The sequence below is a fragment of the Pseudomonas sp. PD9R genome, assembly GCF_019200975.1.
GTDB lineage: Bacteria > Pseudomonadota > Gammaproteobacteria > Pseudomonadales > Pseudomonadaceae > Aquipseudomonas.
On sequence record NZ_JAHTMR010000015.1, the window covers coordinates 15,507 to 39,898 of the forward strand.

Annotated in this window: 16 protein-coding genes and 2 tRNA genes; 13 read left to right on the forward strand and 5 right to left on the reverse strand. The window is 59.1% G+C overall.

Annotation, left to right across the window (positions count from 1 at the left end):
- Positions 1–49 precede the first annotated feature (49 nt).
- Positions 50–4,807: an RHS repeat domain-containing protein gene (locus KUF73_RS24275; protein WP_218440545.1), complete on the forward strand. Its 4,758-nt coding sequence runs from the start codon at positions 50–52 to the stop codon at positions 4,805–4,807.
- A gap of 34 nt (positions 4,808–4,841) precedes the next feature.
- On the opposite strand, the gene queG is transcribed toward KUF73_RS24275, so the two are convergent.
- Positions 4,842–5,912, reverse strand: coding sequence for a tRNA epoxyqueuosine(34) reductase QueG (queG, locus tag KUF73_RS24280; RefSeq protein ID WP_218440546.1), 1,071 nt, complete (start codon positions 5,910–5,912; stop codon positions 4,842–4,844).
- 63 nt (positions 5,913–5,975) lie between these two features.
- On the opposite strand from queG, the gene KUF73_RS24285 reads away from it, so the two are divergent.
- The 12 genes from KUF73_RS24285 to KUF73_RS24340 all read left to right on the forward strand — a co-directional run bounded on the left by KUF73_RS24285 (position 5,976) and on the right by KUF73_RS24340 (position 20,981).
- Positions 5,976–7,475, forward strand: coding sequence for an NAD(P)H-hydrate dehydratase (locus KUF73_RS24285; protein WP_218440547.1), 1,500 nt, complete (start codon positions 5,976–5,978; stop codon positions 7,473–7,475).
- On the forward strand, positions 7,463–7,933 hold the full coding sequence (tsaE, locus tag KUF73_RS24290) for a tRNA (adenosine(37)-N6)-threonylcarbamoyltransferase complex ATPase subunit type 1 TsaE (RefSeq protein WP_218440548.1): 471 nt from the start codon (positions 7,463–7,465) through the stop codon (positions 7,931–7,933). Before KUF73_RS24285 ends, tsaE begins: the two co-directional genes overlap by 13 nt.
- Positions 7,934–9,364 (forward strand): N-acetylmuramoyl-L-alanine amidase, encoded by a 1,431-nt coding sequence (locus KUF73_RS24295; protein WP_305516116.1) that lies wholly within the window; start codon positions 7,934–7,936, stop codon positions 9,362–9,364.
- A gap of 8 nt (positions 9,365–9,372) precedes the next feature.
- The gene (mutL, locus tag KUF73_RS24300; protein ID WP_218440682.1) at positions 9,373–11,271 is read left to right on the forward strand and encodes a DNA mismatch repair endonuclease MutL; all 1,899 of its coding nucleotides are present in this window, start codon (positions 9,373–9,375) and stop codon (positions 11,269–11,271) included.
- Complete coding sequence (gene miaA, locus KUF73_RS24305) at positions 11,271–12,242, forward strand: tRNA (adenosine(37)-N6)-dimethylallyltransferase MiaA (RefSeq protein ID WP_218440549.1); 972 nt, start codon at positions 11,271–11,273, stop codon at positions 12,240–12,242. Before mutL ends, miaA begins: the two co-directional genes overlap by 1 nt.
- 95 nt (positions 12,243–12,337) lie before the next feature.
- Entirely contained in the window at positions 12,338–12,598 is a 261-nt protein-coding gene (gene hfq / locus KUF73_RS24310) for an RNA chaperone Hfq (protein ID WP_007902656.1), read from the forward strand.
- A gap of 12 nt (positions 12,599–12,610) precedes the next feature.
- Positions 12,611–13,912, forward strand: a complete 1,302-nt coding sequence (hflX, locus tag KUF73_RS24315) for a ribosome rescue GTPase HflX (protein WP_218440550.1) — start codon at positions 12,611–12,613, stop codon at positions 13,910–13,912.
- A 96-nt stretch (positions 13,913–14,008) separates the two neighbouring features.
- Entirely contained in the window at positions 14,009–15,181 is a 1,173-nt protein-coding gene (hflK, locus tag KUF73_RS24320; protein WP_218440551.1) for an FtsH protease activity modulator HflK, read from the forward strand.
- Positions 15,181–16,050, forward strand: a complete 870-nt coding sequence (gene hflC, locus KUF73_RS24325; RefSeq protein WP_218440552.1) for a protease modulator HflC — start codon at positions 15,181–15,183, stop codon at positions 16,048–16,050. The genes hflK and hflC overlap by 1 nt, the downstream gene beginning before the upstream one ends.
- 311 nt (positions 16,051–16,361) lie before the next feature.
- The gene (locus KUF73_RS24330) at positions 16,362–17,549 is read left to right on the forward strand and encodes an ATP phosphoribosyltransferase regulatory subunit (RefSeq protein ID WP_218440553.1); all 1,188 of its coding nucleotides are present in this window, start codon (positions 16,362–16,364) and stop codon (positions 17,547–17,549) included.
- 54 nt (positions 17,550–17,603) lie between these two features.
- On the forward strand, positions 17,604–18,896 hold the full coding sequence (locus KUF73_RS24335; RefSeq protein WP_218440554.1) for an adenylosuccinate synthase: 1,293 nt from the start codon (positions 17,604–17,606) through the stop codon (positions 18,894–18,896).
- A 150-nt stretch (positions 18,897–19,046) separates the two neighbouring features.
- Entirely contained in the window at positions 19,047–20,981 is a 1,935-nt protein-coding gene (locus KUF73_RS24340) for a methyl-accepting chemotaxis protein (protein WP_218440555.1), read from the forward strand.
- Positions 20,982–21,078: 97 nt separating this feature from the next.
- On the opposite strand, the gene KUF73_RS24345 is transcribed toward KUF73_RS24340, so the two are convergent.
- From KUF73_RS24345 to KUF73_RS24360, 4 genes are all read right to left on the reverse strand, one after another.
- Positions 21,079–22,644 carry an iron ABC transporter permease gene (locus KUF73_RS24345; protein WP_218440556.1) on the reverse strand — a complete coding sequence of 522 codons (1,566 nt, stop codon included), beginning with the start codon at positions 22,642–22,644 and terminating at the stop codon, positions 21,079–21,081.
- A complete protein-coding gene (locus tag KUF73_RS24350) occupies positions 22,644–23,654 on the reverse strand; it encodes an iron ABC transporter substrate-binding protein (RefSeq protein ID WP_218440557.1) in 1,011 nt (336 codons plus the stop codon). The genes KUF73_RS24345 and KUF73_RS24350 overlap by 1 nt, the downstream gene beginning before the upstream one ends.
- Before the next feature lie 282 nt (positions 23,655–23,936).
- A tRNA-Leu gene (locus tag KUF73_RS24355) sits at positions 23,937–24,023 on the reverse strand.
- 165 nt (positions 24,024–24,188) lie between these two features.
- A tRNA-Leu gene (locus KUF73_RS24360) sits at positions 24,189–24,275 on the reverse strand.
- Positions 24,276–24,392: the final 117 nt, after the last annotated feature.

Here is a 24,392-nt window from a genome sequence, read left to right on the forward strand (position 1 = left end):
AACGGCGGCTGGCGAAAAAACAGTATTAACAGGATGTGAGGTTGTCAGGATGACGAGCAACGAAGCGGTCAGTGTTTATTCCAATGCATTTAATTTTGATGGGTTTCTCTCGGGCGGGGTTGATCCCCGCACGGGTATCTACAGCTGTGCACTAACGCTTGCGGAAATAAAATCCGGGGCTTTGAACGGTCCTTCTTTGCCGATCAGCCTATCGTTCAACCCATTAAAGGGGGGCGACGCCGGACTGGGAACAGGTTGGACAATGGCACTGACCCAATATCATCTAGCCAGTGAAGTGCTTACGTTGGCAGGCGGTGGAAGTTACAAAGCAAAACAGCTGGCGGGTACCCTGTTTTTTGAGGAGTTGAAACTTGAAACGCTCAAGGTCACTCAGCCGAAGCCCGGGCATTTTGACGTTATTCATAAAAGTGGTCTGCGTGAAGAACTGAAGGTGTACGGCGCCAGTGAGATAGCGGTGCCGATAAGGATCGTGGCTGCCAACGGGATGGCCATCATGCTCGATTACACCTCCATCAATGAGCAGCCGGTACTAAAGACCGTAAGGGACGCCCAGCGTACATTGCTGACGGTTTCGCGTACTCAGGGGCGAGTTACGCTGACGCAATATCCCGGAACCGATCATGAGGCGAAGTTTGTTCTCTCGCTGACAAACGATGCAGTGACAGCCATTCACTTGCCGGAGGGCGGTTCATGGAAACTGCTCTACGAGCCTTTTGGCAAGATCGATTGCCTGACGCAAGTCGATTCGCCCTTGGGTGCGCGCGAACTCATCCAATATCAGGAGGCCGGGCATCGTCTCCCACCGGGTTCGCCGATCCGCTCCATGCCCTATGTGATCTCTCACACTGTATTTCCGCGTCAGAGTCAGCCCGCGATTACAAAGAATTATGAGTATTCACAGAAGAACTTTCTGGGCTTCGATGACGACAATGATGACATTCGATGGTCGCCGGACGGTGACACGCTCTATCAAAGTTCGTCGGACTATCAGTACACCTCGACCGAAACGCTGATGTCGGGTGCCAGAATTAGTTGTTCAACGGTACGCACCTATAACAAATACCATTTGCTGACATCGCAGGTGACCGCCTCCGGCCAGGCGATCACTTCTGAATCCACGGAATATCACATCGACTCGGGCAAAAGCTTTCAGGAGCAACCTGCCCAACTTCGTCAGCCGAAAGTCCGGACAGTGCGCTACGAAAACCGCAAGACCAAGACATCGCGTACAGAAACAACCCGCACCGAATACGACGCCATGGGCAACTTGCTCAAGCATGTCGGGCCGGAGGGTGTCACCACAATTTCCGAGTTTTACCCGGCTGACGGAGCCGATGGATGCCCACCTGACCCACTGGGCTTCGTTCGGTTTGAGAAGCAGAGGACGGTCATCCCCGCATCGGGTGCGGGCATTACGACTGCAACGGTCACACGTTATCGACATGCCTTGCAGCCGGCTCTACAAGGGGCGCTGCATGCTGTGCTTCCAGTCGAGGAAGATTTTTTCGAACGGACAGCCAGTGGTGAAACCCTGTGTTCGAAAACCGGCCTGGTCTATTTCAATCGGCCCGATGACGCGTTGCTCCATGGTTTGTTGCAAACCCAAACGGTCACCCAGAACGGGTTCTCTACCCGTTCCGAGTTTTCTTACGCGCTCAAGGGCAACCAGCTGGAATTGCAGACCACTGTCTATGGCCACGACGGTACATTCAAAACGTCCTCCAGGACGCTATCGGCATTCAGCGGGTTGACGTTGTTCGAGCAGAACGAAGATGAAGGCGCTTTTGCCTTTGAGTACGATGCCATCGGTCGGCTCCTGAGCAAAACCATCTCGCCCGATACGCCTCATTCAGTGACCAGTCGCAAGGTTTATCAAGCGGCCAGCAGTCATGAACCTGCATCGATACTCACGACGGATCTAATGGGTGTTCGACAAAGAGTCGTTTATGACGGGCTTGGACGAGTCTTCAAGATCGAAGAGCAGGATTGTGACAGCCCGGATGCGGCAGCCAGGACGCAAATGCGGGTTATCCATACGGCGCGTCACGATGCGCTTGGGCGGCTGGTCGAGCAAACGGACATTGACTGGTGGGACGGCATTGCCCGGCCAGTCAGAACCGGTTTTGTCTACGATGACTGGGGTCAGGTCAAGACCACGCTCCATGCCGATGGGCGCAAAGAACATTGTGAGCTCGACCCCATATCTCGAGCCGAGACGAGTTGGCTGGAAGGCATGGGCGAGTCAGTCACCGGCCTCAATGATTTCGGCAAACCTGACTGGGTTGAGGCGTTTAATCTCGCGGGCGAAAGTCTGGGCAAGATCGTCTATGAATATGACGGGGTTGGCCGGGCGCTCAGCCAGACCGACGCGGTGGGCAACAAAACGACCTATGTGTACGACGTGTTCAATCGGTTGTGCCGCAGCGTTTTGCCTGACGGCTGCGTGGTAGAGACCGCCTACGCACCCCATAGCCATGAATCGCTGCCATCCGAGGTAAAAGTGGCCGGCCAAAGCCTTGGTCGGCAGACGTTCGATGGGTTGGGCCGCATGACCGAAAGTACCGTGGGTGGGCGCGCCGTCAGTGCTGGTTACGAGGCCGGGTTCGGGCAGCCGGCCTGGCAGAAAAGCGCCAGCGGTGAACTCATCGAGTTTGATTACGCTCTCGACTTCGGCGGGCGATTGCTACAACGCAAGGCCACCGGATTACTCGCCAATTTCACGTACAGCCCTGTGCATGGGCAGCCGCAAAGTTGCGTCGAGCAAGGGCGAGAAAGCCGTTTCGAGTATTACCCTTCCGGCCGCCTAAAGCATGAAGTCACCGTTCACGGCACCCAACAGCGGACAGCAACGTATTCGTACTCGTTCAGCGGTCGGCCGTTGAGTTGTGTTGACGTGCTTGGGGACGCACACAAAACCAGTTACGACGAATGGGGGCGAGTTAAATCCTTCGAGCAAAATACGCTGAAAGCAGACTTCGTCTACAACCCATTGAGCTTGCTGGAGCGCGTCGAATCCCGCGATACGCAGGCCGGGCTTTCGATGGTGACTCGTTGGGCCTACGACGATCTGGGCCGGGAAATATCGCGCAGTTTTGTGGCTGAGGGTGCCGCAGCTCAAACCCTGACCTCACGTTACTCCCTGGACGGCAAACTCGCGCAGAGGGTGTTCGCCGGCGGTGATGAGTTGTTACGCGACGAGCGCTTTCAATACGATAGCCGAGGGCGGCTCAGTCGTTACACCTGCGATGGTCCCCAAAAGCCACGCGATCCCTTTGGCAAAGAGATCATTCAGCAGACCTATGCATTCGACGTTCTGGACAATATTGTCAGCCTGGAAACCGAGTTTCCCGGTGGCAGTAACACGACAGCGTTTACTTACAGCCCCGTCGATCCCGCCCAACTCATCGAGGTCCGGCACAGCCACGCGGACTATCCGTTACCCGTCCGCCTGCATTACGACAGTAACGGGCAGATGATCAAGGACGACCTGGAGCGTTCCCTCAGCTACGATTCGCTAGGGCGGTTGACGCAAATTGCCACAGCAACAGGCGCCGTGATACGCGGCTATCACTACGACGCACAGGATCGCCTGGTTGAGCTGTCGCAACCGACCGGACCGCTTGCGCAGCGCTTCTACCAAAACGGTCGTGTCATCAATGAGGTGGTCGGTGATGACCGGCGCACTTGCTTGCGCCAGTCCGGCATCTTGTTGGGTGAACATCAGCCGGGTGCTGGAGTGAAGCTGTTCGGCACAGATCAACAACAAAGTGTATTGACGCTCTTCTCGGATAATCAGCGCGACGCTGTCGCCTACAGCCCCTACGGCTACCGTCCTGCCGAAGGTGGATTATTCCACCTGACAGGTTTCAACGGAGAGCAGCTCGATCCGCTGACCGGTTTGTACTTGTTGGGCAATGGTTATCGGGCCTACAGCCCGACGTTGATGCGCTTTCTCAGTCCGGACAGCCTTAGTCCGTTCGCAGCAGGTGGGTTGAATTCTTACGCTTACTGCCTGGGCGACCCTATCAATCGGGTTGATCCGAGCGGGCATGTTTCCTGGCAGTCAGGTCTTGGGGTTGCTTTGTCGGTGTTCAGCATCGCCGCGAGCATCCTCACTTTTGGTGCCGCCACGCCGCTGGCGATCGCGAGTTTTACCTTGGCGGCGGCGTCTGGAGTCGCAGGCATCGCGAGCTCAATTGCGCATGAAGTCGCACCGCAATCGGAGGTGGGTGACATCTTGGGCTATGTCAGCCTGGGGCTTGGTTTGGCGTCTTTTGCTTCCGGATTAGGGGCGGTGACGAGAGGGGCCAGCAAGGTGGCGGGGGCTTTCAAATCGGGGCTGAGCAGTGATTCCCGAGAAGCGGCCAGAGCGATGGCAAGCGGGATGAGCGGCAGAACAGCAAGAGCCGGGTCATCTACCGGGCTTGCAGAGGCGACGTCTGTAAGGTGGGCTTACAAGACTTACAACTCGCAACGCAACATTCCGGGTTTTGAGTCACTGGATGATGCAAGCCGAGCAAAATTTTTTCGCTTCAAGGATGCCGTCAAGGATGAGGGCATGACGCCGAGTCAGGCGGCTGAGCAGCTCGGAGGAAAAACCTATTACAACGAAATGGTGCCGTTCAAGTCTGCCAATCCCAGGCAGCTTCGTGAACCGGGTTATTTCAATGACACCGGCTACACCGAGATCAGGCTTAACCAGGCGACACGCCTGTTTTTTTACGCGAACAACGACACACGGACGGCAACGATGTTTAAGTTCGGTCATACGGTTAGAGGCGGTTGATTGTTGCGGATTTCGCTTCGTGAGTTGAAAGGGGTCAGACATCCTCTTGGCCATGCTGACGCAACGCCCACTCCACGTGTTCCCTGACCAGCTCCGATGGAGAGTCCCGCCGCGCCTTCAGCGCTTCCAATACCGGAATCGTTGAAGGTGCATTGCCCAACCCCACCGCCAGATTACGCAGCCAGCTCTGATAGCCCGCCCGGCGCAGTGGCGAACCTTCAGTGCTGCTGAGGAATTTATCCTCGTCCCACATGAACAGCTCGGCCAGTTCAGCGTTGTCCAGATTGTGTCGCGGCTTGAAATCGCTTTCGCCGGACGGGCGGGCGAAGCGGTTCCAGGGGCAGACGATCTGGCAGTCATCGCAACCGAATACCCGGTTACCGATCAGCGGTCGCAGCTCTTCGGGGATGGCGCCTTTAAGTTCGATGGTCAGGTAGGAAATGCAGCGTCGGGCGTCCAGCACATAAGGGCCGACGAAGGCGTTGGTCGGGCAGATGTCGAGGCATGCGGTGCAGCGGCCACAGTGTTCGGTGGCGTGAGGCGGGTCCACCGGCAGCGGCAGGTCGACGAACAATTCGGCGAGGAAGAAATAACTGCCGGCCTTGCGATTCAAGACCAGGGTATTTTTGCCGATCCATCCCAGGCCGGCCTTTTCCGCGATAGCCTTTTCCAGTACCGGGGCACTGTCGACGAACGCGCGATAGCCGAACGGACCGATCACCGCCTGAATTTTTTCCGCCAGTTGTTGCACGCGTTTGCGGATCAGCTTGTGGTAATCGCGGCCCAGGGCGTAACGCGAGACGTAGGCTTTTTCCGGTTGGGCCAACAATTGCGCCATGTGCGTATCGCCTGCCAGGTAGTCCATGCGCAGGGAAACCACGCGCAAAGTGCCGGGCACCAGCTCTTCCGGGTGCGAGCGTTTGCTGCCGTGAGCGCCCATGTAATCCATTTCGCCGTGGTAGCCGGCTTCGAGCCAGCGTTCCAGGTGCTGCTCATGCTCGGCCAGATCCAGGCCGCTGATGCCGACTTGCTGAAAGCCCAGCTCGCGGCCCCAGTCCTTGATGGATTGGGCGAGGGCGGGCAGGTCTGTGGTAATAGCGGGCATGAGGCGAGAGAAACCGGAGCTGAGGTGCGTATAATTCTGCCAGACATCGGAGCCCGTAGACGCATGCCGCACACTAAAGATGATTTACCCGACGCGCTGTATAGCGCCGCGCAGGTCCGAGGACTCGATGCGAGCCTGATCGCCGCCGGCACACCGGGCTTCGAACTGATGCAACGTGCGGCCCGGGCGACCTGGCGGGCACTGGTTCGGCAGTGGCCGACCGCGAACGAATTGAGCGTGCTGGCCGGGCACGGCAACAATGCCGGGGACGGTTATCTGGTGGCGGTGCTAGCGCAGCGGGCCGGGTGGTCGGTTCGCGTGCTGGCGGTGGGCGATCCCCAGCGTTTGCAGGGCGATGCGGCGCTGGCCCATGCCGACGCCGTGTCCGGGAAAGTCGTCATCGAAGCCTGGAGCACGCACTCGGAATTACGCGGTGTTGTGCTGGACGCCTTGCTCGGCACCGGTCTGAGCGGCGACGTGCGCGAGCCGTATGCCAGCGCCATCGCAGCGATCAACGCCAGCGAGTTACCGGTGGCAGCGGTGGATATCCCCTCCGGCTTATGCGCCGATACCGGGCGTCGACTCGGCGATGCGGTGCGGGCTGATCTGACGGTCACGTTCATTGGCTTGAAACTTGGGTTGTTCACCGGCGATGCGGCGGATGTAGTGGGCGAGTTGGTGTTCAATGACCTGCACGCGGATCCGCAACTGCTTGAAGTTGCGCCGATCTCTGCCCATCGATTGACGACCGGCAACCTGCCACGTCTGGCTTGCCGCGCACCTGCTGCTCATAAAGGCCAATTCGGCCATGTGCTGCTGATCGGTGGCGATCGTGGTTTGGGTGGCGCGATCCTGCTGAGCGCGCAAAGTGCGCTACGCAGCGGTGCCGGCATGGTGTCGGTGGCGACGCGCAGTGAACATGTGCCTGCCGCGCTGGCCCGAATCCCCGAGGCGATGGTATTGGGCACTTCATCAGCCAATCAGCTGATGGGATTGCTTCAAAAAGTTTCCGTATTGGTGGTTGGCCCCGGTCTGGGGCAGGCCGGCTGGGGGCGCAGTCTGTTGTCGGCCGCTGCCAACGCGCCGTTGCCGCAAGTCTGGGACGCCGATGCGCTGAACATGCTGGCCGAAGAGCGCGTGAGCTTGCCCAAGGATTGTGTGATCACTCCGCATCCGGGCGAAGCGGCACGTTTGCTGGGCATGAGCACTGCTGAAGTCCAGGCGGATCGCCCGGCGGCGGCTCGCGCGTTGAGCAAAAAATATACAGCGGTCGTGGTGCTCAAAGGCTCCGGGAGCCTGATCAGCAGCCCCGACGGGCGGTTGTCGGTGTGTCATCAAGGGCATCCGGCGATGGCCACGGCCGGTTTGGGTGATGTGCTGGCCGGTTTGGTCGGCGCATTGCTGGCCCAGGGCATGCAGGCGTTCGATGCCGCGTGCCTGGCGGTCTGGTTGCATGCCAATGCCGGTGAGCAACAAGGTAAATTCGGCCGTGGGCTGGCGGCCAGTGATCTTATCCCGGCCATTCGTCAGTTGTTGGAGGAGCAAGCACCGTGTCTGAAGTAACCCTGTACCTGGCTGATGAAACGGCGATGACCGCGTTTGGTGCACGCATCGCCCAAACCACAAAAGGGCACGGTCTGATTTTTCTAGAAGGGGATCTGGGGGCGGGTAAAACCACGCTGTCCCGGGGCATTATCCGTGGCCTTGGGCATGTCGGGGCGGTGAAAAGTCCGACCTTCACTCTGGTCGAACCCTACGAGATCGGCGACATTCGCGCCTTCCATTTCGACCTGTACCGTCTGGTCGATCCTGAAGAGCTTGAGTACCTGGGCATCCGCGACTACTTCGAAGACGACGCGCTATGCCTGATCGAATGGCCCGACAAAGGTGCAGGCTTTTTGCCAAAGCCCGACCTGACCATTACCATTAGCCCGCATGACAGCGGGCGTTCGCTGAAAATTTTGCCCCAAGGCTCGCGTGGCGAGTCCTGGTGTGCCGCTTTGGCATTGGAAATTAAATAAATGATGGGGTTAGGTATGCGCTTTCGCGCGTTGGTTGCTGCCGTTGGGGTGTTGTTTTTGGCGGTGACCGTCGACGCTGTGGCCGATACAAAGGTCAACAGTGTTCGCCTTTGGCGGGCACCGGACAACACACGACTGGTGTTTGACCTGACAGGCCCGGTGCAGCACAGCGTCTTTACCTTGACCGCTCCGGACCGTCTGGTCATCGACATCAACGGCGCGACCCTCGGTGCACCGTTGAACGTCAATACGTCGAACACGCCGATCACCGCCATGCGCTCGGCCCAACGCACGCCGACCGACCTGCGGGTGGTCATCGACCTGAAAAAGGCTGTCACCCCGAAAAGCTTCTCCCTGGCTCCCAATGCCCAGTATGGCAACCGACTGGTGGTCGATCTGTTCGATAACCCGTCCGATGCCGCGCCACCTCCAGCGCCAACGCCGTCGGTGGCCACCATTCCAGCCGTTCCCGTCACGCCATCCGAACCTGCGATCAAACTGTCGCCAGCGCCGGCCGGCAAGCGCGACATCGTTGTGGTGATCGATGCCGGTCACGGTGGCGAAGACCCGGGCGCCTCGGGGTCCCGTGGTCAGCATGAAAAAGACGTGGTATTGGCCATCGCCCGTGAACTGCAGCGCCAGGTCAACGGTATGAAAGGCTTCCGCGCCGAACTGACCCGTACCGGCGACTACTTCATCCCGCTGCGTGGCCGTACTGAAATCGCCCGCAAGAAAGGCGCCGACCTGTTCGTCTCGATCCATGCCGACGCCGCGCCTTCCGCCGCCGCCTTTGGTGCATCGGTGTTCGCCCTGTCGGATCGCGGCGCCACATCGGAGACTGCCCGTTGGCTGGCAGACAGCGAAAACCGGTCCGACCTGATCGGTGGTGCCGGCAGCGTCAGCCTCGATGACAAGGACCGCATGCTGGCTGGCGTGTTGCTCGACCTGTCGATGACCGCTTCCCTGACCTCCAGTCTGGACGTTGGCCAAAAGGTCTTGAGCAACATCAGCCGCGTCACACCGCTGCACAAACAACGGGTGGAACAGGCCGGGTTCATGGTGCTGAAGTCGCCGGACATTCCATCGATCCTGGTGGAAACCGGCTTTATCTCCAATGCCAATGAAGCGTCCAAGTTGTCCGGGGCGAGCCATCAGCAGGCGCTCGCGCGTTCCATCAGCGCTGGCGTCCGTCAGTTCTTCCAACAGAATCCGCCACCAGGCACCTACATTGCCTGGCTGCGAGATTCCGGCAAAATCGCCCAGGGGCCGCGTGACCATCGCGTCAGCCCAGGTGAGACGCTGGCGATGATCGCCGTGCGCTATCAGGTCTCGCCGGCCACGCTGCGCAGCGCCAACAACTTGCCGAATGACGAGCTGAAAATCGGCCAGCACCTGACCATTCCCGGCACTGAACTGGCGGCCAAAGAATGAACCAGGTGCTGACCAACGCGGCTCGTATCGAGCTGCTCAGCCCGCGACTGGCGAACCAGATTGCCGCCGGTGAGGTGGTTGAACGTCCGGCCTCGGTAATCAAGGAGTTGCTGGAAAACAGCCTCGACTCCGGTGCCAAGCGCATCGATGTCGATGTGGAACTGGGCGGCGTTAAGCTGCTGCGGGTGCGCGACGATGGCAGCGGCATTTCTGCCGATGACCTGCCGCTGGCCCTGGCGCGACACGCCACCAGCAAAATCCGCAATCTGGAAGACCTCGAACAGGTCATGAGCCTGGGCTTTCGCGGTGAGGCACTGGCGTCGATCAGCTCCGTGGCGCGTCTGACCCTGACTTCGCGCACCCGCGACGCCGATCAGGCCTGGCAGGTTGAGACGGAAGGGCGTGACATGGCACCCCGCGTGCAGCCGGCCGCCCATCCGGTGGGCACCTCGGTGGAAGTCCGTGACCTGTTTTTCAACACGCCGGCACGGCGCAAGTTTCTCAAGACCGAAAAAACCGAATTCGATCACCTGCAGGAAGTGATCAAACGATTGGCCTTGGCGCGCTTCGACGTTGCATTCCATCTGCGCCATAACGGCAAGACCATCCTCAGCCTGCATGAGGCCCACGATGATGCGGCCCGTGCCCGGCGCGTAGCCGCCATTTGCGGTCCGGGTTTCCTGGAACAGGCGTTGCCGATCGAGATCGAGCGCAACGGTCTGCATTTGTGGGGCTGGGTCGGCTTGCCGACCTTTAACCGTAGCCAGGCGGATTTGCAGTATTTCTTCGTCAATGGCCGCGCCGTTCGCGACAAACTGGTAGCCCACGCGGTGCGCCAAGCTTATCGCGACGTGTTGTTCAATGGCCGGCATCCGACGTTCGTGCTGTTTTTTGAGGTCGATCCGGCGGGTGTTGACGTCAACGTGCACCCCACCAAGCACGAAGTGCGCTTCCGTGACGGGCGCATGGTCCATGACTTCCTTTATGGCACCTTGCATCGCGCGCTAGGCGATGTTCGGCCAGAGGACCATCTGGCTGCGCCGGTCGCGACCGCCATTGTCCGGCCTACCGGGCTGGATGCTGGTGAATTTGGCCCGCAAGGCGAAATGCGTCTGGCCGCCAATGCGCTGCTGGAGCAGCCTCAGGCACAGCCATCGTTCAATACGCCGGCCGGGTCGGGCTCTGGCGCGGGCTATCAGTACCAATACACTCCGCGCCCGCAGTCCGGTGTTCCCGTCGCTGAAGCCCAGGCTGCCTACCGTGAGTTTTTCGCGCCGCTGCCCGAAGCCAATGCGGTCGCGCTGCCGGCCGGTCAGGACGATATTCCGCCGCTGGGCTATGCGCTGGCGCAGCTCAAGGGCATCTACATCCTGTCGGAAAACGCTCAGGGGCTGGTGCTGGTGGACATGCACGCCGCTCACGAGCGGATCATGTACGAACGCCTGAAAGTCGCCATGGCCAGCGAAGGCCTGAGCGGGCAGCCATTGCTGGTGCCGGAATCGCTGGCGGTCAGTCAGCGTGAGGCCGATTGCGCAGAAGAGCACGTCGCCTGGTTCCAGCGACTGGGCTTTGAATTGCAGCGCCTGGGCCCGGAAACCCTGGCCATTCGGCAGATTCCGGCCCTGCTCAAGCAGGCCGAGGCCAATCGACTGGTGGGCGACGTGTTGGCCGACCTGATGGAATACGGCACCAGCGACCGGATTCAGGCGCACCTGAACGAACTGCTCGGCACCATGGCTTGCCACGGCGCAATCCGGGCGAACCGGCGTCTGGCCCTGCCGGAAATGAACGGTCTGCTGCGCGATATGGAAAACACCGAGCGCAGCGGTCAATGCAACCATGGCCGACCGACCTGGACCCAGCTGGGTCTGGACGATCTGGACAAACTGTTCTTGCGCGGTCGTTGATGAGCCAGCTCCCACCTGCGATTTTCCTGATGGGCCCGACCGCCGCCGGCAAGACCGACCTGGCTATCGAACTCACCAAAGTCTTGCCCTGCGAACTGATCAGTGTTGATTCAGCGCTGGTTTACCGTGGCATGGACATCGGCACCGCCAAGCCGTCCAAAGATCTTTTGGCGCAGTATCCGCACCGTTTGATCGACATTCTTGACCCGGCCGAGAGCTATTCCGCTGCGGATTTTCGTCGGGATGCACTCGAAGCCATGGCCGACATCACCGCGCGCGGCAAAATTCCGCTGTTGGTAGGCGGGACAATGCTCTACTACAAGGCTTTGCTTGAAGGCCTGGCTGAAATGCCAGCGGCCGATCCAGACGTGCGCGCTCAGATCGAAGAGGAGGCTGCACGCCTTGGTTGGCAAGCCCTGCACGATCAACTGGCGGTAATTGATCCAGTTTCAGCGGCACGGATTCATCCGAACGATCCGCAGCGACTCAGTCGCGCACTGGAAGTTTATCGGGTCAGCGGTCAAAGCATGACTGCGCTACGCTTGCAACAATCTGCGCAAAGTACTGAAGCAGCCGCTTCGGGACGGCAACAATTGCCCTATACTGTCGCGAACTTGGCCATTGCTCCGGCAAATCGTCAGGTACTTCACGAGCGAATTAAACAAAGATTCACTTTAATGTTGGAACAGGGATTCATCGACGAGGTCGTAGCCCTGCGTAAGCGAAGTGACCTGCATGCCGGGTTGCCGTCTATACGTGCGGTAGGCTACCGACAAGTCTGGGATTACCTGGACGGCAAGCTGACGTCAGCCGAGATGCAGGAGCGTGGAATCATTGCCACGCGCCAATTGGCAAAGCGCCAGTTCACCTGGTTGCGCAGTTGGGCTGATTTGCATTGGCTGGACAGCCTGGATTGCGACAATCTGCCGCGCGCCTTGAAATACCTGGGGACCATCTCCATATTGAGCTGAGTCCTTTCAATTGCCGTCTATCCTTGGGGGTGTGACGGCTGAAGCCATCTGTTTACCTATTTTTTTATTATTGAATCCTTAAAGGAGTGCGGCACATGTCAAAAGGGCATTCGCTACAAGACCCTTACTTGAATACTTTACGTAAAGAGAAAGTTGGGGTGTCCATCTACCTGGTCAACGGGATCAAACTGCAAGGCACGATCGAGTCTTTCGACCAGTTCGTCATCCTGCTGAAAAACACCGTTAGCCAAATGGTTTACAAGCACGCTATCTCTACAGTGGTACCGGTTCGTCCAATTCGTCTGCCTAGCGCAACCGAATCCGAAGCAGGTGACGCTGAGCCAGGTAACGCCTGATAGGAGTCTCCTTTGTTCTTTGAGCGCCACGGTGGTGGTGAGCGGGTAATCCTCGTTCACTTGGATGGACAGGACCCTGAGGCGCGCGAAGACCCGCAGGAGTTTCAGGAATTGGCTAATTCGGCCGGCGCCGAGACCGTTGCGTTTTTTAACGTACCGCGTCATCGGCCAACCGCCAAATTCCTGATTGGCAGCGGCAAGGTCGAGGAACTGCGCGACCTGGTTAAAGCTGAAGAGGCCGATCTGGTGATTTTCAATCACGTCCTCACGCCCAGTCAGGAACGTAACCTCGAACGTGTTTTCGAGTGTCGCGTGATCGACCGCACCGGTCTGATTCTCGATATTTTCGCCCAACGCGCCCGTACCCATGAAGGCAAGCTCCAGGTAGAACTGGCCCAGCTTGACCATATGAGCACCCGGCTGGTTCGTGGCTGGACCCACCTTGAACGCCAAGGTGGCGGTATCGGCATGCGGGGTCCGGGTGAAACCCAGCTGGAAACCGACCGCCGTTTGCTGCGGGTCCGCCTGCGACAGATCAAGGGCCGGCTGGAGAAAGTGCGCAGCCAGCGAGAACAGTCGCGACGTGGCCGTATGCGTGCGGATATCCCTACCGTGTCGTTGGTGGGATACACCAACGCCGGTAAATCCACGCTCTTCAATAACGTGACGAAATCCGACGTTTACGCGGCTGACCAATTGTTTGCCACGCTGGACCCGACCCTGCGCCGTCTGGATTTAGACGATTTGGGGCCGATTGTCCTGGCGGACACTGTAGGTTTCATTCGCCACTTGCCCCACAAGCTGGTCGAGGCATTTCGGTCTACCCTCGAAGAGTCGAGCAATTCCGACCTGTTGTTGCACGTGATCGATGCGGCCGAACCGGATCGCATGTTGCAGATCGAGCAGGTGATGGTGGTGCTGGGCGAGATTGGTGCCCAGGACTTGCCGATCCTTGAGGTCTATAACAAACTCGATTTGCTTGAAGGCGTTGAGCCACAAATCCAGCGCGACGAAAACGGCAAACCCCAACGGGTCTGGCTATCGGCGCGTGATGGCACTGGTCTGGAATTGCTTGAGCAAGCCATTGCCGAGTTACTTGGCGGTGATTTGTTTGTCGGTACCTTGCGCTTGCCGCAACGATTCGCTCGACTGCGTGCGCAGTTTTTCGAACTCGGTGCGGTGCAGAAAGAAGAACACGACGACGAAGGCATCAGTTTGCTGGCCGTTCGTTTGCCACGAGCCGAGTTGAATCGACTGGTGAGCCGCGAAGGATTGCAACCGGTGGAATTCATCGAGCAACACACTTTGCAATAAAAGCCTGAGAAAGCGGTTGTGCCGTGGTGACAGGCATTCTGTAGCATTGGTCGGCGCGCCGTGGGTGCGTCTTTGCTTTATCAGATGGAGAGCGCTATGGCTTGGAATGAGCCGGGTGGCAACTCGAATAATCAGGATCCTTGGGGTGGCAAGCGTCGCAATAATGGCGACCGCAAGGGACCACCGGATCTCGACGAGGCCTTCCGAAAGCTGCAGGAAAGCCTGAACGGGTTGTTCGGTGGTGGTAAGAAACGTGGTGATGACGGCGGTGGTCCGGGCAAGAGTGGCGGCTTCGGCGGCCTGCTCGGCATCGGGCTTGTCGTGTTGGCGGCCGTTTGGCTGTACAGCGCGGTCTATGTAGTCGACGAGCAGGAGCAAGCCGTGGTGCTGCGCTTCGGCAAGTACTACGAAACCGTCGGCCCGGGTCTGAACATCTATTTTCCGCCGATCGACAAAAAGTACATGGAAAACGTCACGCGTGAGCGTGCCTATACCAAGCAAGGTCAAATGCTGACTGAAGACGAAAACATCGTCGAAGTGCCGCTGACCGTGCAGTACAAGATCAGCAATCTGCAGGACTTCGTGCTGAGCGTCGATCAGCCGGAAATCAGTCTGCAGCACGCAACCGACAGCGCCCTGCGCCATGTGGTGGGCTCCACCGCGATGGATCAGGTGTTGACTGAAGGTCGTGAATTGATGGCCAGCGAAATCAAGGAGCGTCTGCAACGCTTCATGGATACGTATCGCACCGGTATCACCGTTACCCAGGTCAACGTACAGAACGCAGCTGCACCGCGTGAAGTGCAGGAAGCCTTCGATGACGTGATCCGTGCCCGTGAAGACGAGCAGCGTTCGCGCAACCAGGCTGAAACCTACGCCAACGGCGTCGTGCCGGAAGCCCGTGGTCAGGCCCAGCGAATTCTCGAAGATGCCAATGGCTATCGTGACGAAACCGTCTCGCGCGCCAAGGGTGAGGCTGATCGCTTCACCAAACTGGTCGCCGAGTACCGCAAGGCTCCTGAAGTCACCCGCCAGCGTCTGTACCTGGACACCATGCAGGAAGTCTTCAGTAACACCAGCAAGGTTCTCGTGACCGGCAACAAGAATGGCCAGAGCAATCTGCTGTACTTGCCGCTCGACAAAATGATCGAAAGCGGTGGCAAAACCAGCACTCCGGTGACTGGCGCTGCAGCCAGCAGCAATGAAGCGAATGCGCGTGCCGCAGCTGATCTGCAGCAACAGCAAGCACGTACCAGGGAGAGTCGCTGATGAGCAATAAATCGCTGATCGCCCTTATTGTCGGCGTCGTCGTGGCGATCGCTGCCTGGAACTGCTTCTACATCGTGGCTCAGACCGAGCGTGCGGTGTTGCTTCAGTTCGGTCGCGTGGTTCAGGCTGATGTTCAGCCCGGCCTGCATGTGAAAGTGCCTTACGTTAACCAGGTGCGTAAATTTGACGCACGCCTGATGACGCTGGATGCACCGACACAGCGCTTCCTGACGCTGGAAAAGAAAGCCGTGATGGTCGATGCCTACGCCAAGTGGCGCGTGAAAGACGCGGAGCGTTTCTACACTGCGACTTCTGGTCTCAAGCAAATCGCTGACGAGCGTCTGTCCCGTCGTCTGGAGTCGGGCCTGCGTGACCAATTCGGTAAGCGTACCTTGCACGAGGTGGTTTCCGGTGAGCGTGACGCGTTGATGGCTGACATCACTGCATCACTGAACACTATGGCGGAGAAAGAACTGGGCATCGAAGTAGTCGATGTTCGGGTCAAGACCATTGACCTGCCGAAAGAAGTGAACCGCAGTGTGTTCGAACGTATGAGCACCGAGCGTGAGCGTGAAGCTCGCGAGCACCGCGCCAAGGGTAACGAGCTGGCTGAAGGCATCCGTGCCGACGCTGATCGTCAACGTCGCGTGCTGCTGGCTGAAGCCTATCGTGAGTCCGAAGAGACTCGCGGTGACGGCGATGCCCAGGCCGCTGCGATCTACTCCAAGGCCTATGGTCAGGATCAGGAGTTCTACGCGTTCTACCGTAGCCTGCGTGCCTACCGTGAAAGCTTCGCGAACAAATCCGACGTCATGGTCCTCGACCCAAGCAGTGACTTCTTCCACTACCTGGAAAAAGCCAAGCCTTGATACGACGTTGACCTGAATGACCCCGCCGGGCGGCTAAAGCTTCTGGCGGGGTGATCCTTTGGGAAAACGTGTGTATGATGCGGCAGCCGGGAAATTCCCGGCTTTTTTGCGTCTGCATGTTTGATTGCTGGTTTTAGCAGACGTCGGGCTGATTGGCTCGACAGGTTTTTAGAGGAAAGTGGTCAGCGAAGCCGATGAAAGGCTTTTCGCTCCGTTGTTTATGCGCGTGGATTTCGCACATGGGCCGACCATTTTCTGCTTCACTCAAGGCTCGCCCATAGGCTGGCCGCCCGGATATAGGGGAAGGCGTAATGGCAACGGTAGACCGCTGGCTGCTGCCAGATGGCATCGAAGAAGTACTGCCACCGGAGGCGGCGCGCATTGAAGTCGCGCGTCGTCAGGTGTTGGATCTGTTCCAGAGCTGGGGTTACGAGTTCGTCGTGACTCCCCATATCGAGTACCTGGAATCCCTGTTGACCGGCGCGGGCCAGGATCTGGATCTGCGTACCTTCAAGGTCATCGACCCGCAGTCGGGCCGGCAGATGGGTTTCCGTGCCGACATCACGCCGCAGGTAGCGCGCATCGATGCGCACACTCTGCGCCGCGAAGGCCCGAGCCGCCTGTGCTATGCCGGCAGCGTGCTGCATGCTCAGCCACGCGCCTTGTCCTCCTCGCGCAGCCCGATCCAGTTGGGCGCCGAGTTGTATGGCGATGGCAGCCCGAGCAGCGACGTCGAAGTCATCAGCCTGATGCTGGCCATGCTGCAACTGGCCGATGTGCCGGATGTGCACATGGACCTGGGGCATGTAGGGATCTATCGCGGCCTGGCCCGCGCCGCCGGTTTGTCCGGTGAAGTTGAACAGCAGTTGTTCGATGCCTTGCAACGTAAGGCCATCGATGAGGTCATTACCTTGACCGAAGGCCTGCCTGCCGATCTGTCGGGCATGCTGCGAGCGTTGGTCGACCTGTGTGGTGGTCGTGAAGTGCTGGCCGCTGCGCGCGAGCGTCTGGCCGAAGCGCCGGCGCCAGTTCTGGCAGCACTGGATGACTTGCTGGCAATTGCCGAGCGCCTCTCCGTGCGTTTCCCTGAGCTGCCGTTGTACTTCGACCTCGGCGAGTTGCGCGGTTACCACTACCACACCGGTGTGGTGTTCGCCGTATTCGTGCCGGGTGTTGGTCAGTCCATCGCCCAGGGCGGTCGTTATGACGACATCGGTGCCGACTTCGGTCGCGCCCGTCCGGCAACCGGCTTCTCCACCGATTTGAAAACCCTGGTGACCCTGGGGCGTGCTGAGATCGAGCTACCGTCTGGCGGTATCTGGATGCCTGACAGTACGGATGCGGCACTCTGGCAGCAGGTTTGCCAGTTGCGCAGTGAGGGTCAGCGTGTTGTTCAGGCATTGCCTGGGCAACCATTGGCCGCCGCCCGTGAAGCGGACTGCGACCGGCAATTGATCCAGCAGAACGGGCTTTGGCAAGTATCGCCACTGGCTTCTTGAGTTTTCCTGCCGGCTGCCGCCGGCACCAAGTTTGCGCGAATGAGGACAAGTGTTATGGGTAAGAATGTCGTAGTCCTGGGCACCCAGTGGGGTGATGAGGGCAAAGGCAAGATCGTTGATCTGCTGACCGAACATGCTGCCGCCGTAGTGCGCTATCAGGGCGGCCACAACGCTGGCCACACTCTGGTGATCGACGGCGAGAAAACCGTCTTGCACCTGATCCCGTCGGGCGTTCTGCGCGAAGGCGTGCAGTGCCTGATCGGCAACGGCGTGGTGGTTGCACCTGATGCCCTGCTGCGGGAAATCATCAAGCTGGAAGAGAAAGGTGTACCGGTGCGCGAGCGCCTGCGTATCAGCCCGTCCTGCCCGCTGATCCTGTCCTACCACGTAGCGCTGGACCAGGCCCGTGAAAAGGCCCGTGGCGAGCTGAAGATCGGTACTACCGGTCGCGGCATCGGCCCGGCGTACGAAGACAAGGTTGCACGTCGTGGTCTGCGCATCGGTGACTTGTTCCACCGTGAGCGTTTCGCCGCCAAGCTGGGCGAGTTGCTGGATTACCACAACTTCGTACTGGTCAATTACTACAAAGAGCCTGCAATCGACTTCCAGAAAACCCTGGACGAGTGCATGGAATACGCTGAACTGCTCAAGCCGATGATGCTCGACGTCACCGCTGAGCTGCACGACCTGCGTCGCGCTGGCAAAGACATCATGTTCGAAGGCGCCCAAGGCTCCCTGCTGGACATCGACCACGGGACCTACCCGTACGTCACCAGCTCCAACACCACCGCCGGCGGCATCGCCACGGGTTCGGGTTTCGGTCCGATGTACCTGGATTACATCCTGGGTATCACCAAGGCCTACACCACTCGCGTTGGTTCGGGTCCGTTCCCGACTGAGCTGTTCGACGACGTTGGCGCTTTCCTGGCCAAGCGTGGCCACGAGTTCGGTGCTACCACTGGCCGTGCCCGTCGTTGCGGCTGGTTCGATGCCGTCATCCTGCGCCGCGCCATCGACGTCAACAGCATCTCGGGCCTGTGCCTGACCAAGCTGGACGTTCTGGACGGCCTGGAAACCATCAACATCTGCGTTGGCTACAAGAACGCGGATGGTGCAGTGATCGACGCACCGACCGACGCCGACAGCTACATCGGCCTTGAGCCAGTGTACGAAGAGATGCCGGGCTGGACCGAATCCACCGTCGGTGCCAAGACTCTGGAAGAGCTGCCACAAGCTGCACGCAACTACATCAAACGTGTCGAAGAGTTGGTCGGCGCGCCGATCGACATTATTTCGACAGGCCCGGACCGCAACGAAACCATCGTGCTGCGTCACCCGTTTGCTTAATAAGTCGTTGATGTAAAACACAAAGGCCCCTTAATCGGGGCCTTTGTCGTTTATGTCGGTTGTGCGGCATGACCTTTGCTACGAACATCATTAAAAGCATGGCTTCTGGCGTGCCATCAAATTAATGGCGTCAATGCAGAGGGATTCTAAGTGTCGGCCGTTCTCTCACTGTTACAAAGCCGTCTTTTACGGCCCGTGTTCGTTACCCTTGGTATCGCCCTTTTGGTGCAGGTGCTGGTAGCTGTTGCTCTTACCCGGAGCACGGTGACTGCATTGGAGGCCGATCTGGGCGTGCGCCTGGGTGCCGACAGTCAAAAACTTTCCGGCGAGCTTGAGCAGGCGGGGCGTGAGGTCACGTCGAGCCTTGACAGTCTCTCCACCAGCACGCGACAGCGCCTCACGGCCGGTTTGTCCTCGCGATTGGAGGAAGAGCAGGCGCAACTGCGCGCGACTCTGGAAAAAGACCTGAAGGACTCCGCCAATGATATGGCGCAGCTTCTGGCCTCGGTCGCGCCCCGCGCCATGTGGGACAGCGACGTTCCAACCCTCTCCGAATTTGCGCGCCGGGCGCAGCGCAATCCCAACGTGTTGTTCGTGGTCTACGACGATGCGACGGGCCAGCATTTGACGCGTTATCTCAACCGCGAGAACCCAATCAACAAGGCCCTGTTGGAAAAGGGCCAGGGCGAGCGGGCGCTGGATAAAGTGCTGGATGCGGCGAAGAACGATCCGTCGGTCTACTACCTTGAAGCGTCGATCAACCCTAATGGTGTTGAGATCGGCAAAGTACTGATGGGGGTTTCGACCGCCTCGGTAGAAACCGATCTTGCAGCCCTCGACAAGCGCTTCTCGGCGCTGATCGCCAGCAGTGATCAACTTGTGGGTGACAGTCTTAAAGGTGCGGCGGCTGACAGTGCCACCGCGATGCGTGCTCGTCTCGCATCCGCGCAGTCCACGGCCTCTGAAATGAAAGCCAACACCACCAGTACGGTGCAGGAAGCGGCAGCCACCTTGCGCTGGCGCATCGGCATGGGCCTGGCGGTGGTGGGCGCTGGCGTTCTGTTGCTGCTTGCTGTGGTGCTCGGTCGTCGTGTGGTCAATCGCTTGAAAATGCTGATTGCCGCTATGGATGACCTGGCCGCAGGTGAGGGTGATCTGACCAAGCGTGTGCAGATCAACAGCAAGGACGAAATCGGCGACATGGCCTCGGCGGTCAATCGCTTTGTGGATAAGTTGCAGCCGATTGTCCGCGAGGCTGGCGATGTGGCCCAGCGCACCGGTGTGGAGATCGGTGCCATGACTCTGCGCAATGCCGGGGCTGATGCAGCGGCAGGCATGCAGCGCGATGAGGTGGCCGAGAGCCTGCGCGCGTTGTCGCAGATGGCTGATGAAGCGCAGTCGGAAAGCCATGCCATGCAGGCGGCGTTGAAGCAGGTTGTGGATATCCGTCAGGCGACCGACGAAAACACCCGGACCTCGGCGAAAGTCGGCAGTTTGATCGAGGCGTTGGCCGGGCAGGTTGATACCGGTTCGCAAGTGATCGAGCGGCTGGCGCAGCAGAGTGAACAGATTGAAGTGGTGCTGACGGTGATTCATGGGATTGCCGAGCAAACCAACCTGCTGGCGCTGAACGCTGCCATCGAAGCGGCGCGTGCCGGGGAAACCGGGCGTGGGTTTGCGGTGGTGGCGGACGAAGTGCGAGCGTTGGCGAGCAAAACGCAAAGCTCCACTGGCGATATTCAGGCGCACATTGTGGCGTTGCAGCAGGGCGCTCGTGAGGCGGTGGCGGCGATCGGTCAGGCCGGGCGCCAGGCTAACGAAGGGTTGCTGGTGTTGCGTGACAGTGCGCGGTTGCAACAGTCGGTGCAGGCCTCGGTAGAGCAGGTGCATGCGGCGATCGGTCTGGCGACCCAGGCGGCTGCGCATCAGGCGCAAGGTGCGCAGGCGGTGCGTGGTCGAGTCGAGACCATTCATGCGCAGGCTGAGAGGGCGGCTCAGGCGGTGGTGGAAACCACGGCCAGCGGCAAGGTGCTGGACGGTCTGGCGGCGCAGTTGAAGGCGAGCCTGGGACAGTTCAGGGCCTGATGTTCTAAAGATCAAAAGATCGCAGCCTGCGGCAGCACCTTCAGGGAAGCGCATATTTCTCTGTAGGAGCTACCGTAGGCTGCGAACCTTTGCATTTTCAGCGGCTCAAATACATCCGTGTTGTTAACAGGTAAACGGGCAGCCCCGACACCAGAATCAACAGCGCGGCATAAGGCGCCGCCGCCGCAAACTCCACGTTCGCGGTATGCGCCCACACTTCTGTTGCCAGCGTGTTGAGTCCCGTGGGGCTCAGCAGCAAGGTCGCCGTCAGCTCCTTCATCGCATCCAGAAACACCAGTGCAAATGCGGCTCCCAATGCCGGGAAAATAATCGGCAGGGTGATTCTGCAAAACGCAGTGAGCGATGACGCACCCAGCGTGCGCGCAGCTTCTTCCAGTTGCGGTGCCGCCTTGTTCAGCGCCGTGCGAATCGGCGCCTGGGCCAGCGGCAGAAACAGTAGCGCATAAGCGATCAACAGCAACGCGGAAGTCTGATACAGCGCCGGCACATAGTGCAGGGCGAAGTACACCAGCGTCAGCGCAATCACCAGGCCTGGCAGTGCGTGCAGCAGATAGGGCAGCCGTTCCGCCCAGATCGCCAGTTGGCCTTTATAGCGCACCACCAGCAAACCCACTGGCACGGCCAGCACCAGGCACAGCGCTGCGCCACCTAAAGACAGCGCCAGGGAAGAAAGCAATGCTTCGCTGATCGCGGCTACTGGAAATGCCGCCGACGAGCCCACGGCCAACCAATACGCCAGCATGCCCAGGGGAACGCCGCTGCCGATAATCGCCAGCAGCAGGCAATAAAGTTGCCCGGCGACCGCCCAAGGCCCCAGTCGAACCTGTTCCGCCTGCCGCGCCGCACCCTGACCGGTACGTACGTGTCGGCCCTTGCCGCGAACCCGCAGTTCCAGCCACAGCAATATCAGGCACAGCGCCAGCAATACTGCCGAGAGCATTGCTGCGTTGGCGTTACTGAACTCCAGTTCGAACTGTTGATAGATCGCCGTGGTGAAGGTTTGCAAGCCGATGATCGACAGAGCGCCGAACTCCACCAGCATGTGCAAAGCGATCAACAAAGAGCCGGCGAGCAGCGATGGCCAGAGCAGGGGAAGGGTGATCTTGACGAACACGCCCCAGCGGTTCTGCCCAAGCGTTCTTGCGGATTCTTCCAGCGAGGGATCGAGGTTGCGCAGAGTTGCCGCTACCGGCAGAAAAATCAGCGGGTATTTAGACAGGGTCATCACCAGGATTGCCCCGCCCAAGCCTTCGAAATGTGCGCTCAGCGACACCCAGGTGAAGCTGCTGACAAACGCCGGAACAGCGAATGGCAGGCACAGAATCACGCCCCACAAACGCCGTCCGGGCAGATTGCTGCGCTCCAGCAGCCACGCCAGCGACAGGCCGATCACGCCGCAGGCCAGCGTAACGCCGACCATCAGCGCCAGCGTGTTTCGCAGCAGGCCGAACACATACGGCCGCCAGAGCAAGTGCAGCGCCTCTGCCCAGCCTGCCTGCCAAGCCTTTAGTCCGACGTACGCCAGCGGCAACAGACTGAGCACCACCAGCAGTAAAACCGGCAGCAACAGCCAGATCGATGGCCGCTTGCGCCGTGGTACGTAGCCGTTGCGCGCGGTAGGGGCGGAAAGCGGTGCGCTCATCAGTTCAAGCCAACGTCACGTTCCAGGTCCAGGGCTTCTTCGGCGTTGCCGAGGTCGGCTGGCGTGACCTTCGGCGCTTCCAGTTCGCTGAACGGCTTAAGACCGCGATCCGATTCCATGCCTTTGTGCAGCGGGTATTCGGCAGTGGTCTGGGTGATCACGCGCTGCCCTTCTTCGCTGGCCATATAGGCGAGGAATTGCTGGGCTTCTTTCGGATGCTTGCTGGATTTCAGTACGGCTGCGCTGGAAACGGTGATCAGGCCGCCGACGTCGCCACCGGTGAAATAATGCAGTTTCGAATCGAGCTGGCCTTTTTCGCGCTGCAGGGCAAACCAGTAGTAGTTGTTCACCAGCACGGTCGCCACTTCGCCGTTTTCTACTGCTTTGAGTGCGACCATGTTGTTGCTGTAAATCTTGCCGAATGCGCGCAGGCCGGTCAGCCATTCTTCGGCAGCCTCCATGCCGTGCACCTTGATGATCGCGACGGCTTGTTCCTGGAAAGCACCGCTGGTGGGCACGAAGCCGACCTTGCCTTGCCATTTCGGATCAGAAAACTCCATCACTGACTTGGGCAGGTCTTTTTCATCGACCAGTTTCGGGTTAAACGCAACGACGCGAACCCGAGCGGTAATGCCGATCCAGGTGCCATTGCCGGCGACGTAATCTTTGGGTAATACGGCGAGGGTCGCGGCGTCGGTCTGGGCCAGCAGTCCTTGTTCGCCGAGTTTGTTCAAGGGGGGGGATTCTTCGGTGTAGATCACGTCGGCGGGGGAGCGATCGCCTTCTTCTACGACCTGGCTGGCGAGCTGGTTGCTGCTGCCTTTGCGCACATTGACGTGAATGCCGGTCTTGGCTTCGAACGCTTTGGCGATGGCGTCGCCGACTTCCTTGTGTTGACCGTTATAGAGTGTCAGGGAAACCGCATCGGCGGCCCGGGTCACGGGTGTGGCAAGTGCCAGGCCGAGCAGGGTGATGGTCAGGCCGCGGCGCAGGGTATTTCGAAACATCATTCGCAGGGTTCCTCACTGTCGCATTGCAAAAACGTGCAACAATGATAAACGATATTGTTTCTCAAATGCGCCTTGCGGTGCGCGCACGACTTCATGTAGGAGCTGTCGAAGGCTGCGATCATTTGATCTTCAGCGCTTTCAGCTCCGCCAAAATCAAGATCAAAAGATCGCAGCCTTCGGCAGCTCCTACAGTTTGATCGTGAATTTTTCGGGAGCCAGAAACGCAAAAACCCGCTTTCGCGGGTTTCTGTGAAATCCAAGGTCGAGACCTTGAATTTGAATTGGTGCCCAGAAGAAGACTCGAACTTCCACGACCTTGCGGTCACCAGCACCTGAAGCTGGCGTGTCTACCAATTTCACCATCTGGGCATTCATCTTCAGCGTTGCCGCTGTTGATGTGGCGCACTATACCAGAGCATTTTGATCTGTAAACCCCTGATTTAAATTTAATAAATCAGCGGCTTAGAACGCAAAAACCCGCTTTCGCGGGTTTTTGTGTGAGCCTTGAAATTGAACTAATCTCAAGCTCGAAATTGGTGCCCAGAAGAAGACTCGAACTTCCACGACCTTGCGGTCACCAGCACCTGAAGCTGGCGTGTCTACCAATTTCACCATCTGGGCAGTATCGGCAACGTTGTCCGTCGTCGATGGCGCGCACTATACGGAGCGTCTTTTTAACTGTAAACCCCCGTCATCGAAAAAACCTGGGAAATTTCACCAGCGGTCTTAAAACCAGCG